The 21,197-nt window shown below is 74.1% G+C and carries 20 protein-coding genes and 1 pseudogene; 8 read left to right on the plus strand and 13 right to left on the minus strand.

Going from position 1 to position 21,197, the window contains the following annotated elements:
- Positions 1 to 66: 66 nt before the first annotated feature.
- A complete protein-coding gene (locus tag ACZ4WH_RS20010; protein ID WP_468182162.1) occupies positions 67 to 747 on the plus strand; it encodes a TetR/AcrR family transcriptional regulator in 681 nt (226 codons plus the stop codon).
- 477 nt (positions 748 to 1,224) lie between these two features.
- Here the strand turns inward: ACZ4WH_RS20010 and ACZ4WH_RS20015 are convergent, their stop codons facing one another.
- Together ACZ4WH_RS20015 and ACZ4WH_RS20020 are read right to left on the minus strand one after the other, a co-directional pair.
- Positions 1,225 to 2,376 carry an FAD-dependent oxidoreductase gene (locus ACZ4WH_RS20015; RefSeq protein WP_468182164.1) on the minus strand — a complete coding sequence of 384 codons (1,152 nt, stop codon included), beginning with the start codon at positions 2,374 to 2,376 and terminating at the stop codon, positions 1,225 to 1,227.
- Positions 2,373 to 3,053 (minus strand): TetR/AcrR family transcriptional regulator, encoded by a 681-nt coding sequence (locus ACZ4WH_RS20020; protein WP_468182166.1) that lies wholly within the window; start codon positions 3,051 to 3,053, stop codon positions 2,373 to 2,375. The genes ACZ4WH_RS20015 and ACZ4WH_RS20020 overlap by 4 nt, the downstream gene beginning before the upstream one ends.
- A 140-nt stretch (positions 3,054 to 3,193) precedes the next feature.
- Here ACZ4WH_RS20020 and ACZ4WH_RS20025 point away from each other — a divergent pair, with 140 nt between their 5' ends.
- Positions 3,194 to 4,207, plus strand: a complete 1,014-nt coding sequence (locus tag ACZ4WH_RS20025) for a LacI family DNA-binding transcriptional regulator (protein WP_468182168.1) — start codon at positions 3,194 to 3,196, stop codon at positions 4,205 to 4,207.
- A 39-nt stretch (positions 4,208 to 4,246) separates the two neighbouring features.
- Here the strand turns inward: ACZ4WH_RS20025 and trxA are convergent, their stop codons facing one another.
- Positions 4,247 to 4,654 (minus strand): thioredoxin, encoded by a 408-nt coding sequence (gene trxA, locus ACZ4WH_RS20030; protein ID WP_468182170.1) that lies wholly within the window; start codon positions 4,652 to 4,654, stop codon positions 4,247 to 4,249.
- 140 nt (positions 4,655 to 4,794) lie between these two features.
- Between trxA and ACZ4WH_RS20035 the strand changes: the two genes are divergently transcribed.
- The gene (locus ACZ4WH_RS20035; RefSeq protein ID WP_468182172.1) at positions 4,795 to 6,225 is read left to right on the plus strand and encodes a dihydrolipoyl dehydrogenase family protein; all 1,431 of its coding nucleotides are present in this window, start codon (positions 4,795 to 4,797) and stop codon (positions 6,223 to 6,225) included.
- A gap of 8 nt (positions 6,226 to 6,233) precedes the next feature.
- Here the strand turns inward: ACZ4WH_RS20035 and ACZ4WH_RS20040 are convergent, their stop codons facing one another.
- The gene (locus tag ACZ4WH_RS20040; protein WP_468182174.1) at positions 6,234 to 6,878 is read right to left on the minus strand and encodes a peptide deformylase; all 645 of its coding nucleotides are present in this window, start codon (positions 6,876 to 6,878) and stop codon (positions 6,234 to 6,236) included.
- A gap of 133 nt (positions 6,879 to 7,011) precedes the next feature.
- On the opposite strand from ACZ4WH_RS20040, the pseudogene ACZ4WH_RS20045 reads away from it, so the two are divergent.
- Together ACZ4WH_RS20045 and ACZ4WH_RS20050 are read left to right on the plus strand one after the other, a co-directional pair.
- Positions 7,012 to 8,413: pseudogene (locus ACZ4WH_RS20045) on the plus strand (PepSY-associated TM helix domain-containing protein).
- A gap of 48 nt (positions 8,414 to 8,461) precedes the next feature.
- Positions 8,462 to 8,860 carry a BlaI/MecI/CopY family transcriptional regulator gene (locus ACZ4WH_RS20050; RefSeq protein WP_468182176.1) on the plus strand — a complete coding sequence of 133 codons (399 nt, stop codon included), beginning with the start codon at positions 8,462 to 8,464 and terminating at the stop codon, positions 8,858 to 8,860.
- Between the two features lie 138 nt (positions 8,861 to 8,998).
- Here the strand turns inward: ACZ4WH_RS20050 and ACZ4WH_RS20055 are convergent, their stop codons facing one another.
- The 4 genes from ACZ4WH_RS20055 to ACZ4WH_RS20070 form a co-directional block, all read right to left on the minus strand.
- Positions 8,999 to 9,448: a MarR family transcriptional regulator gene (locus ACZ4WH_RS20055; RefSeq protein WP_468182178.1), complete on the minus strand. Its 450-nt coding sequence runs from the start codon at positions 9,446 to 9,448 to the stop codon at positions 8,999 to 9,001.
- Positions 9,445 to 9,933, minus strand: coding sequence for a MarR family winged helix-turn-helix transcriptional regulator (locus ACZ4WH_RS20060; RefSeq protein WP_468182180.1), 489 nt, complete (start codon positions 9,931 to 9,933; stop codon positions 9,445 to 9,447). Before ACZ4WH_RS20060 ends, ACZ4WH_RS20055 begins: the two co-directional genes overlap by 4 nt.
- Before the next feature lie 80 nt (positions 9,934 to 10,013).
- Complete coding sequence (locus tag ACZ4WH_RS20065; protein WP_468182182.1) at positions 10,014 to 10,841, minus strand: cytochrome c oxidase assembly protein; 828 nt, start codon at positions 10,839 to 10,841, stop codon at positions 10,014 to 10,016.
- Positions 10,841 to 11,401, minus strand: coding sequence for a DUF2243 domain-containing protein (locus ACZ4WH_RS20070; RefSeq protein WP_468182184.1), 561 nt, complete (start codon positions 11,399 to 11,401; stop codon positions 10,841 to 10,843). Before ACZ4WH_RS20070 ends, ACZ4WH_RS20065 begins: the two co-directional genes overlap by 1 nt.
- 275 nt (positions 11,402 to 11,676) lie before the next feature.
- Here ACZ4WH_RS20070 and ACZ4WH_RS20075 point away from each other — a divergent pair, with 275 nt between their 5' ends.
- The gene (locus ACZ4WH_RS20075) at positions 11,677 to 12,534 is read left to right on the plus strand and encodes an MBL fold metallo-hydrolase (protein WP_468182186.1); all 858 of its coding nucleotides are present in this window, start codon (positions 11,677 to 11,679) and stop codon (positions 12,532 to 12,534) included.
- Positions 12,535 to 12,564: 30 nt separating this feature from the next.
- On the opposite strand, the gene ACZ4WH_RS20080 is transcribed toward ACZ4WH_RS20075, so the two are convergent.
- The gene (locus tag ACZ4WH_RS20080; RefSeq protein WP_468182188.1) at positions 12,565 to 14,223 is read right to left on the minus strand and encodes a catalase; all 1,659 of its coding nucleotides are present in this window, start codon (positions 14,221 to 14,223) and stop codon (positions 12,565 to 12,567) included.
- Between the two features lie 252 nt (positions 14,224 to 14,475).
- Between ACZ4WH_RS20080 and ACZ4WH_RS20085 the strand changes: the two genes are divergently transcribed.
- Positions 14,476 to 15,210: a chaplin gene (locus ACZ4WH_RS20085; protein WP_468182190.1), complete on the plus strand. Its 735-nt coding sequence runs from the start codon at positions 14,476 to 14,478 to the stop codon at positions 15,208 to 15,210.
- Positions 15,211 to 15,891: 681 nt separating this feature from the next.
- Here the strand turns inward: ACZ4WH_RS20085 and ACZ4WH_RS20090 are convergent.
- Positions 15,892 to 17,247 carry a hypothetical protein gene (locus ACZ4WH_RS20090; protein ID WP_468182192.1) on the minus strand — a complete coding sequence of 452 codons (1,356 nt, stop codon included), beginning with the start codon at positions 17,245 to 17,247 and terminating at the stop codon, positions 15,892 to 15,894.
- 113 nt (positions 17,248 to 17,360) lie between these two features.
- On the opposite strand from ACZ4WH_RS20090, the gene ACZ4WH_RS20095 reads away from it, so the two are divergent.
- Positions 17,361 to 18,647, plus strand: a complete 1,287-nt coding sequence (locus ACZ4WH_RS20095; RefSeq protein ID WP_468182194.1) for a molybdopterin-dependent oxidoreductase — start codon at positions 17,361 to 17,363, stop codon at positions 18,645 to 18,647.
- 313 nt (positions 18,648 to 18,960) lie between these two features.
- Here ACZ4WH_RS20095 and ACZ4WH_RS20100 read toward each other — a convergent pair whose 3' ends face one another.
- The 3 genes from ACZ4WH_RS20100 to ACZ4WH_RS20110 are packed head-to-tail and all read right to left on the minus strand — an operon-like array spanning position 18,961 to position 21,061.
- Positions 18,961 to 19,755 carry a class I SAM-dependent methyltransferase gene (locus tag ACZ4WH_RS20100; protein WP_468182196.1) on the minus strand — a complete coding sequence of 265 codons (795 nt, stop codon included), beginning with the start codon at positions 19,753 to 19,755 and terminating at the stop codon, positions 18,961 to 18,963.
- Positions 19,752 to 20,393, minus strand: a complete 642-nt coding sequence (locus ACZ4WH_RS20105; protein WP_468182197.1) for a TIGR04282 family arsenosugar biosynthesis glycosyltransferase — start codon at positions 20,391 to 20,393, stop codon at positions 19,752 to 19,754. The genes ACZ4WH_RS20100 and ACZ4WH_RS20105 overlap by 4 nt, the downstream gene beginning before the upstream one ends.
- On the minus strand, positions 20,390 to 21,061 hold the full coding sequence (locus tag ACZ4WH_RS20110) for a glycosyltransferase family 2 protein (protein WP_468182255.1): 672 nt from the start codon (positions 21,059 to 21,061) through the stop codon (positions 20,390 to 20,392). The genes ACZ4WH_RS20105 and ACZ4WH_RS20110 overlap by 4 nt, the downstream gene beginning before the upstream one ends.
- Positions 21,062 to 21,197: the final 136 nt, after the last annotated feature.

The raw sequence follows: 21,197 nt of genomic DNA on the forward strand, positions 1-21,197 counted from the left end.
GATCCGGACCGAGGTCCGTTTAAGTTTGTATCACCCTAAGCGGACCGCGGTCCAGTTTTCTTCCCGATGCTTTACGCTGGCTTCATGTCCAGCGCTCTGCCGCCCTTCCCGAAGCCCCAGGAGCCCGTCGACACGCCCCAGTTGCTGGAGGTCGGGCCGGCTTCCGAGGAGCCGTGCCTGCGTGCCGACGCGGCCCGCAACCGAGCCCGGCTGCTGGAGGCCGCCGCCCGGCTGATCGCGGAGCACGGGGTGGCCGGGGTGACGATGGAGGCGGTGGCGGCCGCGGCCAACGTGGGCAAGGGCACCGTCTTCCGCCGCTTCGGCGACCGCACCGGGCTGCTGATGGCACTGCTCGACCACTCGGCCAGGCAGCTCCAGTCCGACTTCCTGAGCGGGCCCCCGCCGCTGGGCCCCGGCTCGCCGCCCCTGGAGCGGCTGCGGGCGTTCGGTGTCGCGGTGCTGTACCGCACGGCGGAGCAGCTGGATCTCCAACTGGCCGCCCAGCCGGAGCCGACCCGCCGGTTCGAGCACCCCGCCGCCGGGTCGCTGCGCATGCACGTCACGATGCTGCTCCGTCAGATCGTGCCCGACGCCGACTGCGACCTGCTGGCCCACACCCTGCTGGCCTCACTGGACCCCGCACTGATCCACCACCTGACCCGCCAGTGCGACATGCCCATGGAACGCCTGGAATCCGCCTGGCTCGACCTGGTCGACCGGGTGACCGGCACGGGGCCGCGACGCTAGGGAGGGGTGAGCGGGGCGCGCGGGCCGACCGCGGTGGGGCGGGGTCGAGCGGACCGCGCCGGTCCGTCCCGGCGGGACACGCACGTACAGCCCCGGCGGGGCACGCGCGTACAGCCCCGACCAAGTCGCCTCGGCCCGCCTGGCCGTCCTCGCCCTGCCGGCTCGAACTCGCCTGGCCCGCCTCGCGCAGCCGGCTCGGCCCCGCCCGCCCGTCGTCGCCCTGCCGGCTCGGACCCGCCTGGCCCGCCTCGCGCAGCCGGCTCGGCCCCGCCCGCCCGTCGTCGCCCTGCCGACTCGAACTTCCCCGATCCGCCTCGCCCTGCCGACTCGAACTTCCCCGATCCGCCTCGCCCTGCCGACTCGGACCCGCCCGATCCGCCTCGCCCAGCCGACTCGAACCCGCCCGATCCGCCTCGCCCAGCCGACTCGAACCCGCCCGATCCGCCTCGCCCAGCCCGCTCGAACCCGCCCGCCCGGTCAGACCTCCTGGCCGGTGAACATGTTCACCAACCCCTGGGGGGCGTCCGTGCGGAACAGCAGGGACTGGCTGTGGGCGGAGTCGGTCGCGGAGGCCTCGGCGCGGGGGAACATCCGGGACTCGTAGGCGGCCAGCGCGGCCTCCGTGTCCCCGGGGTGCGCGGCCAGGGCGAGGGCGAGATCGGCGCCGTCGATCAGGGCCAGGTTGGCGCCCTCGCCCGCGAACGGCGACATCAGGTGGGCCGCGTCGCCGAGCAGCGTCACCCCGGGCACCCGCTCCCAGCGATGGCCGGCCGGCAGGGCGTGGATGCGACGGGGGACCAGTACGCCGTCCGCGTCCGCGACCAGCGCCCGCAGGCTCTCGTCCCAGCCGTCGAACTCCTTCAGCACGGCCGTCTTCGCCGCCTCCGTGTCGCTGAAGTCGATGCCGTCGAGCCAGTCCTCCGGCGCCACCACGGCGGCGTACACATGCAGGCTCCCGTCGGTCTCGCGGTGCGCGAGGAAGCCGCGGCCGGGACCGAGGGCGAAGAGCATGCCGCCGCCGACCACCTCCGCGCTCACCGGGTGCCGCACATCCGCCTCCCACAGGTCCGCCTCCACGAACGACACGCCGGTGTACGCGGGCCGGGCCGCGGAGACCAGCGAGCGCACGCGCGACCAGGCGCCGTCCGCGCCGACCAGCACATCGGTGGTGAACCCGGTGCCGTCCGCGAGCGTCACCCGGTGCCGGCCGCCGTCCAGCGGGCGCGCGCCGGTGACCTTGGCGCCCCAGCGGACCGTGCCCGCGGGCAGGGAGCCGAGCAGCAGGTCGCGCAGGTCGCCCCGGTCCGTCTCCGGGCGCCCGCCGGTGCCGTCGTCGGGCTCCGCCAGCCGGACCGCGCCGGACCGGTCGAGGACCCGCAGGGCCTGGCCGCCGGAGTGCACCCGGGTCAGGAACTCCTCGTGCAGGCCGGCGGCCCGCAGCGCCTCCTGGCCGGTGTCGTCGTGGATGTCGAGCATGCCGCCCTGGACCCGGGCGTCCGCCGACGCCTCCAGGTCGAACACCGCGGCCTCGATGCCATGCACGTGCAGCACGCGGGCGAGCGTGAGCCCGCCGAGCCCGGCACCGACGACGGCGACGGGGTGATGGGGCAGGGAACCGGTGGTGGTCATGTGGCCTCCTGGCCTTCAGTCGGTACGGCGGTTCGCTCGATGCCGTTGATCAGTGCCTGGAAGGCCCACGACAGGCGGGCCTCGGGCGTGCCGGACAGCAGCGCGTCGGCGCCGGCGGCGATGTGCGGATGGGAGGCGGCGGGTGCCTCGCGCAGGGCCCGGGCCGCCGCCTGCCAGTCGCCCTGGGGCTCCTCCCCGGCGTGCTCGGCGGCGGTGGCCGTGGCGTGCTGGAGCAGCAGGTCCACGCCCCAGGCCGCCTGCGCGAGCGGCACCCCGCCCGCCTGGAGCAGCTCCAGCAGGGTCTCGACCAGGCGCAGATAGTGCGGGCCGCTCGGCCGGGCGGTCAGCGCGGAACGGGCCAGGGACGGGTGCTCCAGGAGCATCGCGGTGTAGTCGGTGAGCACCCGCTCCAGCCGCTCGCGCCAGTTGCCCTCGGCCGGTGCCGGGCCGACCGTGCCGAGCAGCTCGTCCAGGACGGCCGCGTGCAGTTCGTCGGTGTTGCGGACGTACACGTAGAGCGAGGCCGGGCCGGTGTCGAGTTCCTGGGCGAGCCGTCGCATGGTCACCTTGCGGAGCCCTTCCGTCCGCAGGATCGCGACGGCGGCGGCGATGATGCCCTCGCGGGTCAGGGCGGGCTTGGCGGGACGCTCCCGGCGGGAGCGGGGGGCAGCGTTCATTCCCTCACTGTAACGAACGCGTTCGTTACGAACAAGTTTGGAACGAACTTGTTCGGCGCAAGGCGTGCCGACACCGTCCTCTTTGTCGAACGATGAACCACCTTGCCCCGCCCGCTCCCGGCCCCCACCCCTCTGCCAAGATGCGGTCTGTCATGGTGCAGATACCGAACACGCCCACGAGTGCGGATGTGGCCCGCCTGGCCGGCGTCTCGCGCGCGACCGTCTCCTACGTCCTCAACAACACCAGCGCCGTGCGGATCAGCGACGCGACCCGCCGACGTGTGCACGAGGCGGCCCGCGAACTGGGGTACGTCCCCCACGCCGCCGCCCGCAGCCTGCGCGCCGGGCACAGCCGTATGGTCCTCATGCCCGCCCCGGCGATCCCGGTGGGCCCCCTGTACAGCCGGTTCCTGAACGAACTCCAGTGGGCGCTCGGCCGTCTCGACTACACCGTCGTCCAGTACGGCAGTGTCGGTCTGGAGGGTGACGAGGCCGCCCGCGCCTGGGCCGAGCTGCGGCCGGTCGCCGTCCTGGTGCCCGGTGCCGGGCTCGGCCCGCAGGGCGTCGCCGTCCTCAAACGGTCCGGCGCCCGGGCCGTGGTCACCCTCGGCCCCGGCCGCGTCGAGGGAGCGCACGCCCTGCTGATGGACCACGACGCCGTCGGCCACTGCGCGGGCGCCCACCTGTACGCCCGGGGCCGGCGCCGGATCGGTGTCGTGCTGCCCGAGGAACCCGGGCTGAAGGCCTACTCACGGCCCCGGCTCGCCGGCGTGCGCGAGGCGCTGCGGGGCACGGACGCCACCGTGACGGAGCTGCCGCTCGCCTACACCGAGGAAGCCGCCGCCGAACTCGCCGCCCGCTGGTCCGAGTCCGGCCTGGACGCGGTGTTCGCCTACAACGACGAGTACGCGATGCTGCTCATGCGCGCCCTCCAGGACGAGGGCGTACGCATCCCCGAGGACGTCGCCGTGATGGGCGCCGACGACCTGATGCTGGGCCGGCTGCTGCGGCCCCGGCTCAGCACGGTCCACATCGAACTGCCCTCCGGGGAGGACCTCGCCGAACTGGTCGACCGTGCCGTGCGCGACCCCGGCGGCGAGCCCGAGGTGCACACCGTGCTGGGGGCCTCGGTGATCCGGCGCGAGTCCAGCTGACCCGGCCCCGCACGCGGTGTCACCGCGGCCCCGCACGCGTTACTGCTGTGCCTGCCCCTCCTGGGCCTGGCCCTGCTGCTCCTGCCCCTGCTGGGCGGCGATGTCCTTGCGGACCTCGTCCATGTCGAGCTTGCGGGCCTGCCCGATGAGGTCGGTGAGCATGGGCGCGGGCAGGGCGCCCGGCTGGGCGTAGACCGCGACCTGGTCGCGGACGATCATCAGCGTCGGGATCGACTGGATGTCGAAGGCGGCGGCCAGCTCCGGCTGCGCCTCGGTGTCCACCTTGGCGAAGACCAGGTCGGGGTTCTCCTCGGCGGCCTTCTCGTAGACGGGCGCGAACGACCGGCAGGGCCCGCACCAGGACGCCCAGAAGTCGATGAGAACGAACTCGTTCTCGCTGACCATCTGGTCGAAGTTCTCCTTGGTCAGCTCCACAGTGCTGCTCATGGCGTGATTCCCTCTTCCTGGTGTGGGGTGTGCCGACGGCGGAAACACGGCCGCCGGGCCGCCTATTCCACCCGTGCACGCCTGTGTTCCGCGCGCGTACCCATGTGGCCACGGCGCACACCACCCACCAGACTGACCCCATGACGGAAACGGAATCCATCGCGTACGACGTCGTGGTGATCGGGGGCGGGCCCGTGGGGGAGAACGTCGCCGACCGAGCCCGCGCGGCCGGCCTCACCACGGCGGTCGTGGAGAGCGAACTGCTCGGCGGCGAATGCTCCTACTGGGCGTGCATGCCCAGCAAGGCCCTGCTCAGGCCGGTCATCGCGCAGGCCGACGCCCGCCACCTGCCCGGCCTCGCCCAGGCGGTCCAGGGCCCGCTCGACGCCCCGGCCGTCCTGGCCCGCCGCGACTACTTCACCGCCGACTGGAAGGACGACGGCCAGGTCACCTGGCTGAAGGGCACCGGCGCCGACCTGTACCGCGGCCAGGGCCGGCTGGCCGGGCCCCGCAGGGTCACGGTCACCGGCCCCGACGGCACGGTCACCACCCTCACCGCCCGGCACGCCGTCGCCGTGTCCACCGGCACCCGGGCTCAGCTGCCCGACCTGCCCGGACTCGCCGAGGTCAAGCCGTGGACCAGCCGTGAGGCGACCAGCGCGCAGGCGGTCCCCGGCCGGCTGATCGTCGTCGGCGGCGGTGTCGTCGCCACCGAGATGGCCACCGCCTGGCAGGCGCTCGGCTCCCGGGTCACCCTGCTGGTGCGCGGCAAGGGCCTGCTGAACCGCATGGAGCCGTTCGCCGGGGAACTGGTCGCCGAGTCCCTCACCGAGGCCGGTGTCGACCTGCGCACCGGCACCTCCGTGGAGTCCGTCGGCCGCGAGAACGGCACGGTCGTGGCCGTCACCTCCGCCGGCGACCGGATCGAGGGCGACGAGATCCTCTTCGCCACCGGCCGCGTCCCGCACACCGACGACATCGGCCTGGAGACCATCGGCCTGGAACCCGGCTCCTGGCTGGACGTCGACGACAGCCTGCGGGTCACCGGCACCGACTGGCTGTACGCGGTCGGCGACGTCAACCGCCGCGCCCTCCTCACCCACCAGGGCAAGTACCAGGCCCGCATAGCCGGTGCCGCCATCGCCGCCCGGGCCACCGGCAGCACGGTCGCGGAGGAGCCCTGGGGCGCCCACGCCGCCACCGCCGACCACCACGCCGTGCCCCAGGTCGTCTTCACCGAGCCGGAGGCCGCCGCGGTCGGGCTTTCCCTCGTCGAGGCCGAACAGGCCGGCCACCGCGTCCGCGCCGTCGACGTGGAGTTCTCCTCCGTCGCGGGCGCCGGTCTCTACGGCGACGGTTACAAGGGCCGCGCCCGCATGGTCGTGGACCTGGAGGACGAGATCCTGCGCGGGGTCACCTTCGTCGGCCCCGGCGTCGGTGAACTCATCCACTCGGCCACCGTCGCGGTCGCGGGGCGTGTCCCGGTCAGCCGGCTGTGGCACGCGGTCCCGTCGTACCCGACGCTGAGCGAGGTGTGGCTGCGCCTGCTGGAGGCCTACCGGGACAACTGACCAGCGGACTACGGCAGTTCGAAGCCCAGGGCCTCGGCCGCCGCCTCCGGCGTCGGCTGGGCCCACAGGGCCGCCACCGCCTCGTTGGTGGACAGCGAGCGCGGCTCCGCGCGGTCCAGGTACAGCGTGCCGTCGAGGTGGTCCGTCTCGTGCTGGACGATCCGGGCCGGCCAGCCGGTGAACACCTCGTCCAGCGCGCGGCCGTGCTCGTCCGCGCCGCGCAGCCGCACCTCGGCGTGCCGGGCCACCACCGCCTGCCAGCCCGGCACGCTCAGGCAGCCCTCGAAGAACGCGGCCCTGGCGGTGCCGACGGGCTCGTACGAGGGGTTGACCAGGACCCGGAAGGGCTGCGGCACCCGGCCCCGGGCGACCGCCACCTCCTCGGGCACCGGCGCCGGGTCCTCGATGACCGCGATCCGTAGCGGCACACCGACCTGCGGGGCGGCGAGGCCCACACCGGGGGCCGCGTGCATGGTGACGCGCAGGGCCTCGACGAACCGGGCCAGCAGCGCGGGGCCGAGCTGACCGTCGTACGGCTCGGTGCCGCGCCGCAGCACCGGCTGTCCGGCCGCGACGATGGGCAAGGGGCCGCCGGCGGCGAGGAGTTCCTCGACCCGCTCGGCGAGCGGTGCGTGATCACGGGGAGGTGCCATCGCGTCAGGATGCCACGCCCGCCCGCCGCCCCCTGTGGCACAGCTCACCAACACCCCGGGGAACTCGGCTCTTTCGCGGTCCGACCACTGGACCGCCCTCGCTTTTCGCACCGAGCCCCGGAGAAGCCCACCGATGACCACCGCCCCCTCGACCACCCCGGCCGAGGCGTCCCTCCCCGCCACCCACGGCCGCTGGGCAGCCCTGCGCCCCCTCGTGCTGCGCCTGCACTTCTACGCCGGCGTGCTCGTCGCGCCCTTCCTGCTGATCGCCGCCGTCACCGGCCCTGCTGTACGCGGGCTCCTTCCAGGCCGAGAAACTCGTCTACGGCCATGAGCTGACCGTTCCGGTCGGCGAGCGCGAGCTGCCCGTCACCGGCCAGGTGGCCGCCGCCCGCATGGCCCACCCGGAGGGCAGCGTCGCGGCCGTCCGCCCCGCGCCCCAGGCCGGTGCCACCACCCGGGTGCTGCTCTCCGGCGTGCGGGGCGTCGAACCGGAGCACACCCTCGCCGTGTTCGTGGACCCGTACACCGGCACGGTCCGTGGCGCCCTCGAACAGTACGGCGCGACGGGAGCGCTGCCCCTGCGCACCTGGATCGACGAGTTGCACCGCGATCTGCACCTGGGGGAGACCGGCCGGCTCTACAGCGAGCTGGCCGCCAGCTGGCTGTGGGGGATCGCGGGCGGCGGCCTGGTGCTGTGGTTCGCCCGGCGCCGCGCCCTGCGCAGGGTGCGCGGGACCAGCGGCCGGCGCCGCACCCTGGGCCTGCACGGCACCGTCGGCGTCTGGACCGCGGCAGGGTTCCTGTTCCTGTCCGCGACCGGCCTGACCTGGTCGGCGTACGCCGGCGCGAACATCGACGAGCGGCGCACCTCGCTCGGCCAGGCCACCCCGTCCGTCTCGGCGACCGCGGCCGGCGGCGACCACGCGGGCCACGGCCCGGCGGCCGGCCCCGGCGGGACGGCCGGGCACGGCGTGGGCCTGGACCAGGTGCTCGCCGCGGCCCGCGCGAAGGGCCTCGGCGACCCCGTGGAGATCGTGCCGCCCGCGGACGCGGACAGCGCCTATGTCGTCGAGCAGATCCAGCGGAGCTGGCCCGAGAAGCAGGACTCCGTCGCCGTCGACCCGGCCACCGGCCAGGTCACCGACGAACTGCGGTTCGCCGACCACCCGGTGCTCGCCAAGCTCACCCGCTGGGGCATCGACCTGCACACCGGCGTCCTCATCGGGATCGTCAACCAGATCGCCCTCGCTCTGCTCGCGCTCGCCCTGATCCTGCTCGTCGTCTGGGGCTACCGCATGTGGTGGCAGCGCGGCCGGGGCGCCGCCTTCGGCCGCCCGGTCCCGTGCGGCGCCTGGGCGGAGGTGCCGCCGTACCTCCTCGTGCCCGCGCTCTCGGCCGTCGCCGTGCTCGGCTGGTTCGTGCCGCTGCTCGGCATCCCGCTGGCCTGCTTCCTCGCCGTCGACATCGTCCTGGGTGAGATCGCGCACCGGCGCGGGCGCCGCGGCTGCGGGAGTGTCAGTGGCGTGAAGTAGCGTGGAACGGCGGGTGAGCGAGCGAGGGATGACGGGGGAGGACCGGAGATGACGAGGGACGGCGGCCGGGCCCGGCGGCGCCGCCAGGGGGAACTGGAGGGCCAGGTCCTCGGCGCGCTGCGCGAGGCGGACGGACCGGTCACCGCGGCCTGGGTGCGGCAGCACCTCGGCGGCGACCTCGCCCACACCACCGTCGTCACCATCCTGACCCGGCTGCTCGCCAAGGACGTCGTCTCCCGCGAACGGTACGGCCGGTCCTTCCTGTGGAAGCCGACGGCCGACGTGGCCCGGCTGGCCGCGCTGCGCATGCGCCGCCTGCTCGACGGCGAACGGGACCGCGAGGCGGTCCTGACCAGCTTCGTCACCGCCCTGCCGCCCGGCGACGAAAAGGTCCTGCGGGCCCTGCTCGGCATCCCGGCCCCGGACGCCGGCGGCAGGCAGGACTGACCGCTCCTGGAGGTCTTCGTACAGGTGCCGTACCGCGCCGGGTGGCCGCGCTGCTGGGGTCGGCGATGTCGTCGGCGAACTCCGCGGTCGCCCTGTTCCTGATCCCGCAGGCGTCGACACCGCTGTGGCGGCAGGGGCCTACCGCTGTCGCGGCCCGGCCAGTTCGGCGTCGGCCCGCTCGGTGAGCAGGGTGAGCACACGGCCGGCCACCAACCGGTCCTCCTCGGAGATGCCCGCGTACAGCCGGGCGGAGACCGTCGCGGCCTCGGCGGAACTGGTGGCGTACACCGCTCGCCCCGCGTCCGTCAGGCGCACGGCCGAGGGCCCGTCGGGGGCGAGCAGGCCGGCGGCTGTCAGGTCCTCGATCGCGCGCTGGGCGTCCCGCTCGTCGACCTTCACCGTGCCGACGACGCCGTCCACCAGGGCGGTCCGCTGGACCGGTCCGTCCGCGAGGGTCGTGAGCCGGAGGGTGACGGACTGGAGGAAGGAGATGCCGTGGGGGGCGAGGACGCGCTCCAGGACGGCGCGCAGGGCGTAGTGGGTGAGGCCGATGACCCGGCTGTCGACGCGGGGTGCGGCGGTGGTCATGACTGCTCCGTCTCGTGATCGCTGGTGCCGAACGGGTCAAGCGGTGCGTCGAGCAGGGTCGTCAGATCCCGGGTGAACTCCTGGGCGCGCGGGCTGTCGGGCCCGCCGAGGGGCGCCAGCAGCTGGCGCAGCAGTCCCTGGACGACGTCGATCGCCCTCCGGGTGGTCTCGCGGCCCTGCTCGGTGAGCGCGAGCTGGACCGCCCGCGGGTCGGCCGGGTCCCGGCTGCGTTCGAGGAGGCCGGCCGACTCCAGGCCACGGGCCAGCTTGGAGACGTACAGCGCCTCCAGGCCGGTGTGGTCGGCCAGGCGGCGCTGGCTGGGACGCAGCCCGGAGCGCTGCATGCCGTACAGCGACGCCACCAGCGAGTACTGCGCGTGGGTCAGGCCGAGCGGTGCCACCGCACGGTCCACCGCGACCCGCCAATTCGTCGACAGCCGCCACACCAGGAAACCGGGCGTGGCTCCTTCGGACACCTTGCTCATGGCAAGTACAGTACATGGCTACTATGTCCATGGCTACTAAATTGCGGGGACACACCTCCGGGCCATGTCGACCGGCATGTCTACCGCGCCGGGCGCACCGCGCGCCTCGCGACCGCGCCGCGTTCGGGGCGCCAGGTGGTGACCAGGGCCGCCGCCAGCAGGAGTTCGGCGATGTCACCGCCGTAGTACATGATCTCGGCACCGCCCTGGACCTGGGGGACGGGAGCGTCGACGGCCACCCGGAAACCGCCGTACATCAGCTGCGCGACGCTCGCGTGCACGGCGATGGCGCAGCCCAGGCAGACCAGCCGGGTGCGCACACCGGGGCGGCCCGGCGCGGGGTCTGGCCCGGCGACGGCGTGCGCGAACAGGCAGCCCGCCAGCAGGAAGTGCGCGTGCAGCAGCCAGTGCCCGGCCGGGCGGGCCGTGGCCGCGTCGTAGAGCGGGGTGAAATACAGCAGTGCGAGGCTGCCGGTGGACAGCAGCAGGCCGGTCACCGGGTGGGCGAGCAGGCGGGCCGGGCCGCTGCGCAGTAACGCGGTGAGGCGGCGGGCGCGCGGTGCGGACAGGGTGCGCAGCGCGAGGGTCATCGGGGCGCCGAGCACCAGGGCGAGCGGCGCGTACATGCCGAGGAGCATGTGCTGGGCCATGTGGCCGCGGAAGTCACGGTGGGCGAAGGCGGCGACGGGCGGCAGCAGCGCCGCCGCCACCAGGAGGAGGCCCGCGCAGAAGCCGGACGTGCGCCAGGGGCTCCAGCCCCGTACGGGATTGCGGCGGCGCGCCCGGCGCGCGAGCAGCAGATAGCCGCCCGCGCACACCAGCAGGGCCAGGACCGGCAGCAGCTCCAGCGGGCCGCCGCCCTCCGCATGATGCGTGTGCGTGTGCGTGTGCGGGGCCTCGTGGCCCATCAGACGGCGTGTCCCGGCCGTCCGGCGCGGGGAACCGCCGGATCGAAGGGCCGTGCGCCCCGCCGCAGCAGCTGGCCGCCCGCCAGCAGCACCGCTCCGAGCACCAGGAAGCCGATGTCCCACCACACCTGGTACGGGCCGCCGTGGACGTGGTGGATGCCCAGGACGTGATGGTCGAGGACGCCCTCCACGAGGTTGAACAGGCCCCAGCCGGACAGCACCCAGCCCCACAGCACCCGTGAGGCCCACACCTGGCGCCGGCCGGTGGTCACGCGGGCGTACAGGACGGCGAGGCCGCCGAGGACGGCGAGCCAGCACACGGTGTGGAAGACGCCGTCCCACACGGTGTTCATCTCCAGCCCGGAGACCGTGTGGGGGTCGTAGTACTTCACACCGATGTGGTCGTGGTCGGTGCCGGTGAGCATGTGGTGCCACCGCAGGAGCTGGTGCAGCAGGATTCCGTCGACGAATCCGCCGAGCCCCACTCCCAGGAGAAGGCCGGGCAGTCGGAGACCGGGCGGCGCGGTCTCGGCTGTGGTCTCGCGCACGGTGGTCGTCATCGCTCCTCGTCTCGGTCGGTTCCGCGGTCGGTTCCTCGGTCGAGCGGGTACGGCAGCGGCTGCCCTACGACAGCTACCAGCTCCCCGGCTCCAGCGCTGCGGCACGCTCGGCCATCTGTGCGGAGGCGGGCCGTACGCCGACGGAACCGGCCGGCCGTAACAGGTCCTCTCATGCGGTCCGCCCGCCAGGGGTACCCGCCCGGCACGGCAGGAGCCCGGCACGCCGCGAGGGCGCGGGCGCCTGCGACGGCTCGGACGGAAGGGCGACGGAACCCATGCCCGGTACCACGGACGCACCCACCGACGACACGGTCGACCTGCACTTCCTCGGCAACGCGACCGTCCTGCTGCGCTACGGGCCGCTGACCCTGCTCACCGACCCGAACTTCCTGCACCTCGGCCAGTACGCCTACCTCGGCAACGGCCTGCTGAGCCGGCGCCTGACCGAGCCCGTGCTGGAACCGGAGGACCTGCCCCGCCTCGACGGGATCGTGCTGTCCCATCTGCACGGGGACCACTGGGACCGCCGGTCCCGACGGCACCTGGACCGCTCGGTTCCGGTGCTGAGCACACCGCACGCCGCACGCCGCCTGAAGGTCCTGCACGGACGCGAGCGGGTGGCCGGACTGCGCACCTGGCAGGGACTCACCCTCCGGCAGGGCCCGGTCCAGGCCACGGTCACGGCGCTGCCCGGACGGCACGCCGGACATCCGGTCCTGCGGGGCCTGCTGCCCCCGGTGATGGGCAGCATGATCGAGTTCGGCACGGCGGGCGGACCGCCGCGGCTGCGGCTGTACGTCTCCGGCGACACGCTGCCGTACGACGGCCTCGACGAGATCACCCGCCGCTTCCCGGCCGCCGACCTGGCCGTCCTGCACCTGGGCGGCACCACGCTCCCCGGCGGCTTCGTGGTCACCATGGACGGCCGGCAGGGCGCGGAACTGGCCCGGCGCCTCGGTCCCCGCGCCGTCCTGCCCGTGCACTACGAGGAGTACACGGTGATGCGCTCGCCCCTGTCCGCCTTCCTGACCGAGGCCGACCGGCTCGGCCTCGGCGACCGGATCGTGCACTGCCCGCGCGGGCGCCACGCCCGGCTCGCGGCCGAGCCGGGGGCGGCGCCCGTCGTGAGCTGACCGGCCTTCCGGGCCGTCAGCGGTGCGGGCTCAGCGGGTCACCTCATGGCGCGCGTCCGGGACGCAGTGCGTCATGGTGAGGCCCTCGACATCCCGCGGCGGGTTCTTGCCGAGGTTCGCCAGCCGCTCCTTATCCTCCTCGGTCAGATCCTGGCTGGCCAGCGGCTCCAGGTCCGCGACGTCCGCCGGCCGGATGCCGAGGCCCTCGCCGACCCGCAGCCCCAGGTCGTTCTCCACCAGCAGGAAGTGCCACACCATCCGCTCCTGGATGGGCCGGTCGCACCGGGAGAGCTGACCCACCAGGTTCCGTACCAGGTCGTCGCGCTCCCACTGCTCCATGAGCAGGTACCGCTGGCCCGCCTGGAGGTAGTCGTTGGTGCGGGGGAGGCGCTTGCGGGTGAGCCGGCCCCGGATCTCGGGCCCCTGCTCGTCGTGCGTCGGGTACTCCGCCTCGCGCAGGCCGCCCCGGATCGACGGCTCGTAGTTGACGCTCGGATTCTCCCCGCCGCCGTCGAGGTGATACGTCATCAGCCCGTCGCGCTGGTTGGTGCGCACCCGGGCGTTCTTCGCCTGGTTGACGGGCAGTTGGAGGTAGTTCGGGCCGACCCGGTAGCGCTGGGTGTCGCTGTAGGAGAAGGTGCGGCCGACGAGCATCTTGTCGTCGGAGAAGTCCAGGCCGTCGACGAGTACGCCCGTGCCGAAGGAGATCTGCTCGTTCTCCGCGAAGAAGTTCTCCGGCATCCGGTCCAGCACCATCCGGCCCACCGGCTTCGGCGGGAAGTCCTGCTCCGGCCAGGTCTTGGTGTCGTCCAGCGGATCGAAGTCGAGTTCGGGGTGCTCGTGGTCCTCCATGATCTGCACGAGCAGCTCCCACTCGGGGTACTCACCACGCTCGACGGCCTCGTACAGGTCCTTGGTGGCGTGCCCGAGGGAGCCGGCCTGGACGTTGGCGGCGTCCTCCTCGGTCATCGAGCGGACGCCCTGCCTGGGCATCCAGTGGTACTTGACGAGCGCGGTGTTGCCCTCGGCGTTCACCCACTTGTACGTGTTCACGCCGAAACCCTGCATGTGGCGGTAGTCGGCGGGGATACCGCGCGGGCTGAACAGGTTGACCAGCATGTGCATGGCCTCGGGCGTCTGCGACATGAAGTCGAAGATCCGGTTCGGCTTCTGCTCGAAGTCCACCGGGTCCGGCTTCAGGGCGTGGATGACGTCCGGGAACTTGATGGCGTCCCGGATGAAGAAGACGCCCAGGTTGTTGCCGACGAGGTCCCAGTTGCCGTCCTCCGTGTAGAACTTGACGGCGAAGCCACGGGGGTCGCGGGCCACCTCGGAGGAATCACGGCCGCCGATGACGGTGGAGAAGCGGACGGCGACGTCGGTGCGCTTGCCGCGCTCCTGGAACAGCTTGGCGCGCGTGTAGCGGCCGATCGGCTCGTCGCCCCAGGCGCCGTACGCCTCGAAGAAGCCGTACGCCGTCACGCCACGGGCGTGCACCACCCGTTCGGGGATGCGTTCCCGGTCGAAGTGGCTGATCTTCTCCAGGAACTGGTAGTTCTCCAGCGTCGCGGGCCCACGGGCGCCGACGGTGCGCTGGTTCTGGTTGTCGTAGACGGGGTGGCCCTGTCGGTTGGTCAGGATGCTCCGGTCGTCTCCGGAGGCAGGACCCGTGCGTGCTACGTCTGTCATGTCGAGGGCTCCTAGAAACGGGAGAGGCGATACGACAAGCGTCGCCACGACCACGGGCCGAGTACCCGAAGGCGCGCGGCCATGCCCCTGCCGAACCCCCGTACGGCTCTCCGGTGCGGCGGCCGGGCGAAGGCGCCCGCTGAGCCGCCGTATAGGGCAAAAGGCTGAAAAACCATAACTTGCATGTTTACGGCCGCGTTTCCTCCGGTGCGGGTGAGTGCCCGCAACCGTGTCTGGAAGGGCAGGGAACCGATGAAACGGGCTACCCGAAACAGTGTGATCGCCATCGCCGCCGCGTCCGGTGCGATGGCAGTCGCGGGGCCGGTGCACGCCGACTCCGCCGCGGACGGTTCCGCGGGCGGCTCGCCCGGGCTGATCTCCGGCAACGGCATCCAGTTGCCGGTGCACGTCCCGGTCAGCGTGTGCGGGAACACCGTGAACGTGGTGGGGCTGCTCAACCCCGCCATGGGCAACACCTGCGTCAACAAGGGCGGCGGGGACGCCGAGGGCAAGGAACGGCCCGCGGCGCCGAGCGGGGCGACGGCCCACGCCATCACGAAGGACTCGCCGGGCGTGATCTCCGGCAACGGCGTCCAGCTGCCGGTCGACCTGCCCGTGAACGTCAGCGGCAACAGCGTGAACGTGGTCGGCGTCGGCAATCCCGTCTTCGGCAACACGTCCGCGAACGTCTCGGGCGGCGACCACCCCGAGGAGCCCGGCCGGACCACCCCGCCCCCGAAGGAACCGCCCACGCGGGTCACTCCGCCGCCGGTGCGTTCCGAGCCGCCGCGGCCGCAGGAACCGCCCGTCACCCACCCGGCGCCGAAGCCGACCCCGACCGTCGTACGGCAGCAGCCGCCCGGCACCCTCGCGCACACCGGAACGGAGACCAGCTGGGCGGCGGCCGTGGCGAGCCTGGCCTCACTGATGGGCGGAACGCTCCTGTACCGAGGCCTCCGCACAAGGAAACCCAGCCGCAAGGGCTGACCCCCGACCCGACGAGCCACCCTGGCCGGATACGAGTCCCGGCCAGGGTCGACCACTGTTTGGCCGGTCGGGCTCGGGAGGGCCGGTCGGGCGGCTGCTGGCCGGGTGGCTCGGGATGGCCGGGGCGGGCATCCTCGGGGCAGGGGGCAGGGGGCAGGGGGCAGGGGGCAGGGGGCAGGGGGCAGGGGTCAGGGGTCAGGGGTCAGGGGTCAGGGGTCACGGGTCAGGGGGCAGGGGTCAGGGGTCCAGGGGTCACGGGTCAGGGGCCCAGAGGCCACGGGCCACGGGCCACGGGCGACGGGCCATGGGCCAGCCGGCGGGTCGGGCACGGCTGGGCGGGTCGGGAGCGCGCTCGGTCGCACATAGACCGAAGCAACTGTGGGGGGGCGCGGTCACGACGGGCCGTGGCTGCTTCGCGCGTGCGGTCGGGCACCTGGCGGGTGCTGGCTGCTTGGCCCCGCGTAGTCGGGCGCCCGGCGGGTGGCATCTGCTGGGCCTAGGCGGTTGGGCATCCCGTTGGCGGTATCTGCTGGGCCCCAGGCGGTTGGGCATCCCGTTGGCGGTGTCGGCTTGGCCTCGCGCGATCAGGCACCCCCCGAACCATGGCCGCCTCCCCCCGGCCGGCCGCCTCCCCCCGCCGGCTGCCTCGCCCCGTCGGTCGGCGCGCCGCCGCAGGCCGGCTCACCAGCCCGTGAACAGCAAGTGGTTCAGCAGGAGGGCGAGCGTCGCCTGGGCCGTGAGCCAGCCGCGTGGGCGGGGGAGGAGTGCGCCGGACGGGAGCAGCCACATCGCGAAGGGCAGCCAGATGCGTTCCGTCTCCGCCTTGCTCATGCCGGACAGGTCGGCGACCAGCAGAGCCAGCAGGGCCGCCGCCACGAGGAGGGCGAGCCGGGACTCCGCCGAGGGGGCCGTGCGGCGGCGGGCGAGGGACACGCCCGTCCGCCGTAGCCCCGCCACCGTGGCCGGGCCGGTGACCAGCACCGTGCAGGCCAGGTTGGCCCACACCCAGTAGCCGTAGGGGCGGGTGCCGCCGACGCCCTGGTAGTACCGCGTGACCAGCAGCCGGTACCCCTCCCACCAGTCGAACCCGGCGAGCGTGAACGCCGTCGGGACGACCGCCGCCCCGGCCAGGAAGAGGACCGCCAAGGCCGGCCGCCGCCGGACCCGGCGCCGTCCAGCCATCAGCACCGCCGCCCCGATCAGCGCGAAGAGCGTCAGGCCGTACGACAGGTAGCAGGTCAGGCCGTACAGCAGCCCGCCGGCCGCCGCCCAGGCCATGGACCGGCCGGTGACCGCCAGGGCCAGCAGGGCCACGGACCAGGCGGCGACCGCCGCGAAGTACCCGTCGGCCGAGGCGCCCACCCACACGGCGGCCGGGGCCAGGACGAGGAACGGCGCCGCCCGCCGGGCCAGGCGCTCGTCGGCCAGCGCCCGCACCGCCACCAGCACCGCCACGCACGCGGTCGCTCCGACGGTCACGCACCAGGCCCCGGCCCAGCCGCCGCCGCGCAGCCCGGCCCGGTCCAGGAGGACGAAGGTGAGGGTGGCCGCCGGGGGATGCCCGGCGATGTGCGCGGGCCAGGGCTCGGGGGAGCCGCTCACGATGTGGTGGGTGAAGTCGCGCAGCGCGGCCGGAAGGTCGTGGAAGCGGCCGATCACCGTCAGGTACTCGTAGCGGGTGGTGAGCCGACCGGCCACGCCCCGCTGCCAGCCGTCGACCAGCGCCAGCGACCACGTCCAGGCCAGCGCGGTGGCCCACGCCGCGAGGAGCAGGCCCCGCCACGGCAGCCGCGCGGCGACGGCGGGCCCGTGGGCCACCACGGCGACCGCCACCAGGACGGCGGCCGGGGTGCCCGGGCCCAGGTGCGGGTCCCAGTCGGCGAACAACGGCGGCCAGTGGACGAACAGGGTGCGCCGGGTGTCCTGGATGTGCCGGCCGACCAGCACGGCGACGAGGACGAGCAAGGCGGCGGCCGACGCGGCGCAGAGATCGGCGCGCAGGCCGGCGTACCGGTCACGGAGGGGAGCCTGGGTCACACCGGAACGCTAGGGCGGCGACCGGGGGAACGAGGGGACGAACGGCCTGACGTCAGCGTTTCGTCATGGGTCGCCGCCCCGGTCAGGAGGTGGTTCCGGCCTAACGTCAGAACATGCGAGACGACGACCCGAGGCTTCCCTCCTCACCCGGATTCTGGCGCAGCCCGCTGCGCGGCCCCTGGTTCACCTCGGTGCTCGGCATCGTGCTGCTGGTGGGCATCACGGTGCTGTTCGTGACGGGCCTGGTGTCCTACGCCGCCTACAACCCTGACCTCGCTCGGGTGAACGACCAGACGCCGGACAAGGGCATTTTGGGCTTCTTCCTCTTCGCCTGGCCGACGAACCCGTACTGGCTGTACCGGCTCACCCAGGGCCTGCACGTCACCCTCGGTGTCACGCTGATCCCGGTGCTGCTGGCCAAGCTGTGGTCGGTCGTGCCGAGGCTGTTCGCCCTGCCCCCGGCCCGCTCGTTCGCGCACGCCCTGGAGCGGATCTCCCTGCTCCTCCTCGTCGGCGGCGGGCTGTTCGAGTTCATCACCGGCGTCCTCAACGTCCAGCTCGCCTACGTCTTCCCCGGCTCCTTCTACCCGCTGCACTTCTACGGTGCCTGGGTGTTCTTCGCCGCGTTCGTGGCGCACGTGGCGCTGAAACTGCCGACAGCCGTACGAAGCCTTCGCCGACGGCGGGAAGCGCGAGGGGAGCCGGTGTCCCGCACGCCGGAGCCCGTGTCCCGCACGCCGGAGCCGGGGGAGTTGGTGTCCCCCCGCCCGCTGCCGCCGACCGTCTCCCGGCGCGGGGCGCTGTGGTTCGTCGGGGGTGCCTCGCTGCTGTTCCTCGTCACCACCGCCGGCCAGAGCATCGGGGGCGCGCTGCGGCGGACCGCCCTCCTCGCGCCGCACGGAGGAGCCGACCCCGGCAGCGGGCCGAACGGCTTCCAGATCAACAAGACGGCCGCCTACGCCGGGATCGACGCGAGGGAGACCGGCGAGGAGGCGTGGCGGCTCGTCGTCACCGGCCGCACCGGAACGGTCCGCCTCAGCCGCGCCCAGCTGCTCCGACTCCCGCTGCACAGCTCGGCGTTGCCCATCGCCTGCGTCGAGGGCTGGTCGACGGAGAACCAGTGGTGGCGCGGGGTGCGGCTGCGCGACCTCGCGGCGCTCGTCGGGTACGACGGCGACCCGCCGGACGTGTTCGTGGAGTCCCTCCAGCGGCACGGAGCCTTCCGCCGGGCCGCCCTGCGCGCCAACCAGGTGGCCGACCCGCGCTCCCTGCTCGCCCTGCACGTCAACGGCGAGGATCTGTCCCCCGACCACGGCTACCCGGCGCGGGTCATCGTGCCCGCCGCGCCCGGTGTGCTCAACACCAAGTGGGTGGCCCGGCTGACCTTCGGAGAGCTGTGATGCGCCCGCGCCCGACCCTCGGCAGCCCTTTCCAGATCCTGCTGCTGGCCTGTTCCTTCGCGCTCGCCGGCTATGCCGGCGTACGGCTGTTCGCCGGCGACTGGCGGGCCGTGGCGCTGTGGCTGGTGGGCGCGGCCCTGCTGCACGATCTCGTGCTGCTGCCGCTGTACGCGGTGGCGGACCGGGTGGTCGTCCGCGCTCTCGGTGCCGTCGGGAGCCGGGAGCGGACGATGTACGTCCGTGTCCCGGCCGCCCTGTCCGGGCTGCTGCTGCTCGTGTGGTTCCCGCTGATCACCGGCATGGTGGACCGGCGCTACCGGTCCGCCACCGGCCTGTCGACGGACGGCTTCCTCGCCCGCTGGCTGCTGATCAGCGCGGTGCTGTTCGCCGGCTCGGCGTCACTGCTGGCGCTGCGGGGGCTGCGGCTGCGCAGGGCGACGAAGCGGCGCCCGCCGGCCGTCCACTGACCGACGGTCCGCCAGCCCGCCGGACCCGCGTACCGCAGCAGGGCCGGGGTGCCGAGCCGCGCCCACGGAAAGGCGCCATCGCCGCCCGTCTCCACGCCGGTGCCGCCGACGACCTGCACCTCGGACCGTTCGTCGACGTCCACCGCGGCCGTCTCGGCGATCAGCAGACCGCCGGGGCGGAGCAGCCGGGCCACCCGGTCCAGCAGGGCGCGCGGGTCGCCGCCGATGCCGATGTTGCCGTCCATGAGCAGCACGGTGCCCCAGCGTCCCTCGCCGGGCAGCGGTTCGAACACCGAGCGCCGCAGCGCCTGCCCGCCGAGCCGCACGGCGTGGTCGACGGCGGCCTCGCTGACGTCGATGCCGAGGACGGTACGGCCCCGGGCGGCGAGTTCCGCCACCAGCCGCCCCGGCCCGCAGCCGACGTCGAGCACGGCACCCTCGCACCGGTCCAGCACCGCCTGGTCCACCGGGTCCGCCCGCGCGCACCACCGCTCCACCTCCAGCGGCAGCAGCCAGCCGTCGGTCCGGCGCAGAAACAGCGGCCCACGCCCGGCACGCAGGGCGACGTCGTAGGGATCGGCCCCGGCCCAGGAGACGGCCGGCGGGGTGCGCACCGCGCGGTTCCGGTTCCGGTTACTCATTGCCCGGCCCCGGCACCGGCCTCGGGTCCGGTATGCGGGGTGCATCGGGCCAGGCGGGCGGCGAACCGGCCGTGTGGGGCGCGGGCGGCGACCGCCGCCGCGTCGGCGGCCGTGTCCACGTCCCGCAGCCGGGGCAGCTCGCGCACCCGCAACCCGGCGGCCACCAGCCGCCGCCGCTGGACGGCACCCGTCCACGGCGTCGACATGGGCACGCCCCGCAGCAGAGCCGGGTCGGGCTCGGCCAGCCCCAGCGCCCAGAAGCCGCCGTCCTCCGCCGGGCCGAAGCACGCGTCGTACTCCGCGAAGTCCACGGTGAGCAGCTCCGGGGTCACCTGCGGGGTGTCCATGCCGATGAGCAGGGCGGGACCGGCGCACCGCGAGAAGGCGTCGGCCAGCCGCAGGTCCAGGCCGCCCGCGCACTGCGGTACGACGTCGAAGCCGGGCGGCAGCCAGGGGCCGGGGCTCCCGTCCAGCACCAGAACGCGCCGGGTGGCGGGGGTCGCCGCCACGGCGTGCAGGGTGTCGGCGAGCGAGGCCTCGGCGAGCGCCGCCGCCTCGGCGGGGCTGAACGGCGGGGTGAGCCGGGTCTTGACGCGCCCCGGCAGCGGTTCCTTGGCGATGACGAGCAGCGTGGTCACGGTGCGGTCCTCCCAGCGGCCGGCGGCTCGGCCAGCACACGGCTCATGTCCCGCACCGCCTGCCAGGTGCCGCGCCAGGTGCCCGTCACCTTGGAGGTGCCGGCGCGCGGCAGGTACGGCACGTCGTGCTCGGCGATCCGCCACCCCGCGTCGGCCGCGCGCACCACCATCTGGAGCGGATAGCCGCTGCGCCGGTCGCTGAGGCCGAGCGCCAGCAGCGGCTCCCGGCGGGCGGCGCGCAGCGGGCCGAGGTCGTGCAGCCGCAGCCCGGTGCGGCGGCGCAGCAGCCGTGCGAGTGCGAAGTTGCCGGCCCGGGCGTGCGCGGGCCAGGCACCCCGGGTCTTCGCCCGCCGTCGCCCCAGGACCAGGTCGGCCCGGCCGTCGAGGACTTCCCGCACGAAGGGCACGAGGTGCCCGGGGTCGAGGGAGGCGTCGCAGTCGCAGAAGCAGACGACGTCGGCGGTGGCGGCGGTCAGCCCGGCGTGGCAGGCGGCGCCGAAACCGCGCCGCGGCTCGTGCACGACGGTCGCGCCGAGAGCGCGGGCGATGTCCGCCGAGCCGTCGGTGGAGCCGTTGTCGACCACGAGGGCGCGCCAGCCCGCCGGGATGCGGCCGAGTACCCAGGGCAGGGCCTCCGCCTCGTCCAGGCAGGGCAGCACCACGTCCACGCTCGCCGCCGATGAGGGGGATGAGGGGGTCACGCCGTTCACCCTACGAATGCGAACCGGGCATATCGGGCCGACGCTGCTTACGAAACGCGGACGTCGGGGCCGGGACCGGGCCATGGGTGCGACAGCCACGACG

The organism is Streptomyces sp. NPDC029138, from assembly GCF_055564375.1.

What these genes read in the sequence shown, in the direction of transcription:
- ACZ4WH_RS20010 (WP_468182162.1), top strand. Translation starts at nt 67, where the DNA reads ATGCTTTACGCTGGCTTCATGTCCAGCGCTCTGCCGCCCTTCCCGAAG.
- ACZ4WH_RS20015 (WP_468182164.1), bottom strand. Translation starts at nt 2,376, where the DNA reads ATGACCACCACCGGTTCCCTGCCCCATCACCCCGTCGCCGTCGTCGGT.
- ACZ4WH_RS20020 (WP_468182166.1), bottom strand. Translation starts at nt 3,053, where the DNA reads ATGAACGCTGCCCCCCGCTCCCGCCGGGAGCGTCCCGCCAAGCCCGCC.
- ACZ4WH_RS20025 (WP_468182168.1), top strand. Translation starts at nt 3,194, where the DNA reads ATGCGGTCTGTCATGGTGCAGATACCGAACACGCCCACGAGTGCGGAT.
- trxA (WP_468182170.1), bottom strand. Translation starts at nt 4,654, where the DNA reads ATGAGCAGCACTGTGGAGCTGACCAAGGAGAACTTCGACCAGATGGTC.
- ACZ4WH_RS20035 (WP_468182172.1), top strand. Translation starts at nt 4,795, where the DNA reads ATGACGGAAACGGAATCCATCGCGTACGACGTCGTGGTGATCGGGGGC.
- ACZ4WH_RS20040 (WP_468182174.1), bottom strand. Translation starts at nt 6,878, where the DNA reads ATGGCACCTCCCCGTGATCACGCACCGCTCGCCGAGCGGGTCGAGGAA.
- ACZ4WH_RS20050 (WP_468182176.1), top strand. Translation starts at nt 8,462, where the DNA reads ATGACGAGGGACGGCGGCCGGGCCCGGCGGCGCCGCCAGGGGGAACTG.
- ACZ4WH_RS20055 (WP_468182178.1), bottom strand. Translation starts at nt 9,448, where the DNA reads ATGACCACCGCCGCACCCCGCGTCGACAGCCGGGTCATCGGCCTCACC.
- ACZ4WH_RS20060 (WP_468182180.1), bottom strand. Translation starts at nt 9,933, where the DNA reads ATGAGCAAGGTGTCCGAAGGAGCCACGCCCGGTTTCCTGGTGTGGCGG.
- ACZ4WH_RS20065 (WP_468182182.1), bottom strand. Translation starts at nt 10,841, where the DNA reads ATGGGCCACGAGGCCCCGCACACGCACACGCACACGCATCATGCGGAG.
- ACZ4WH_RS20070 (WP_468182184.1), bottom strand. Translation starts at nt 11,401, where the DNA reads ATGACGACCACCGTGCGCGAGACCACAGCCGAGACCGCGCCGCCCGGT.
- ACZ4WH_RS20075 (WP_468182186.1), top strand. Translation starts at nt 11,677, where the DNA reads ATGCCCGGTACCACGGACGCACCCACCGACGACACGGTCGACCTGCAC.
- ACZ4WH_RS20080 (WP_468182188.1), bottom strand. Translation starts at nt 14,223, where the DNA reads ATGACAGACGTAGCACGCACGGGTCCTGCCTCCGGAGACGACCGGAGC.
- ACZ4WH_RS20085 (WP_468182190.1), top strand. Translation starts at nt 14,476, where the DNA reads ATGAAACGGGCTACCCGAAACAGTGTGATCGCCATCGCCGCCGCGTCC.
- ACZ4WH_RS20095 (WP_468182194.1), top strand. Translation starts at nt 17,361, where the DNA reads ATGCGAGACGACGACCCGAGGCTTCCCTCCTCACCCGGATTCTGGCGC.
- ACZ4WH_RS20100 (WP_468182196.1), bottom strand. Translation starts at nt 19,755, where the DNA reads ATGAGTAACCGGAACCGGAACCGCGCGGTGCGCACCCCGCCGGCCGTC.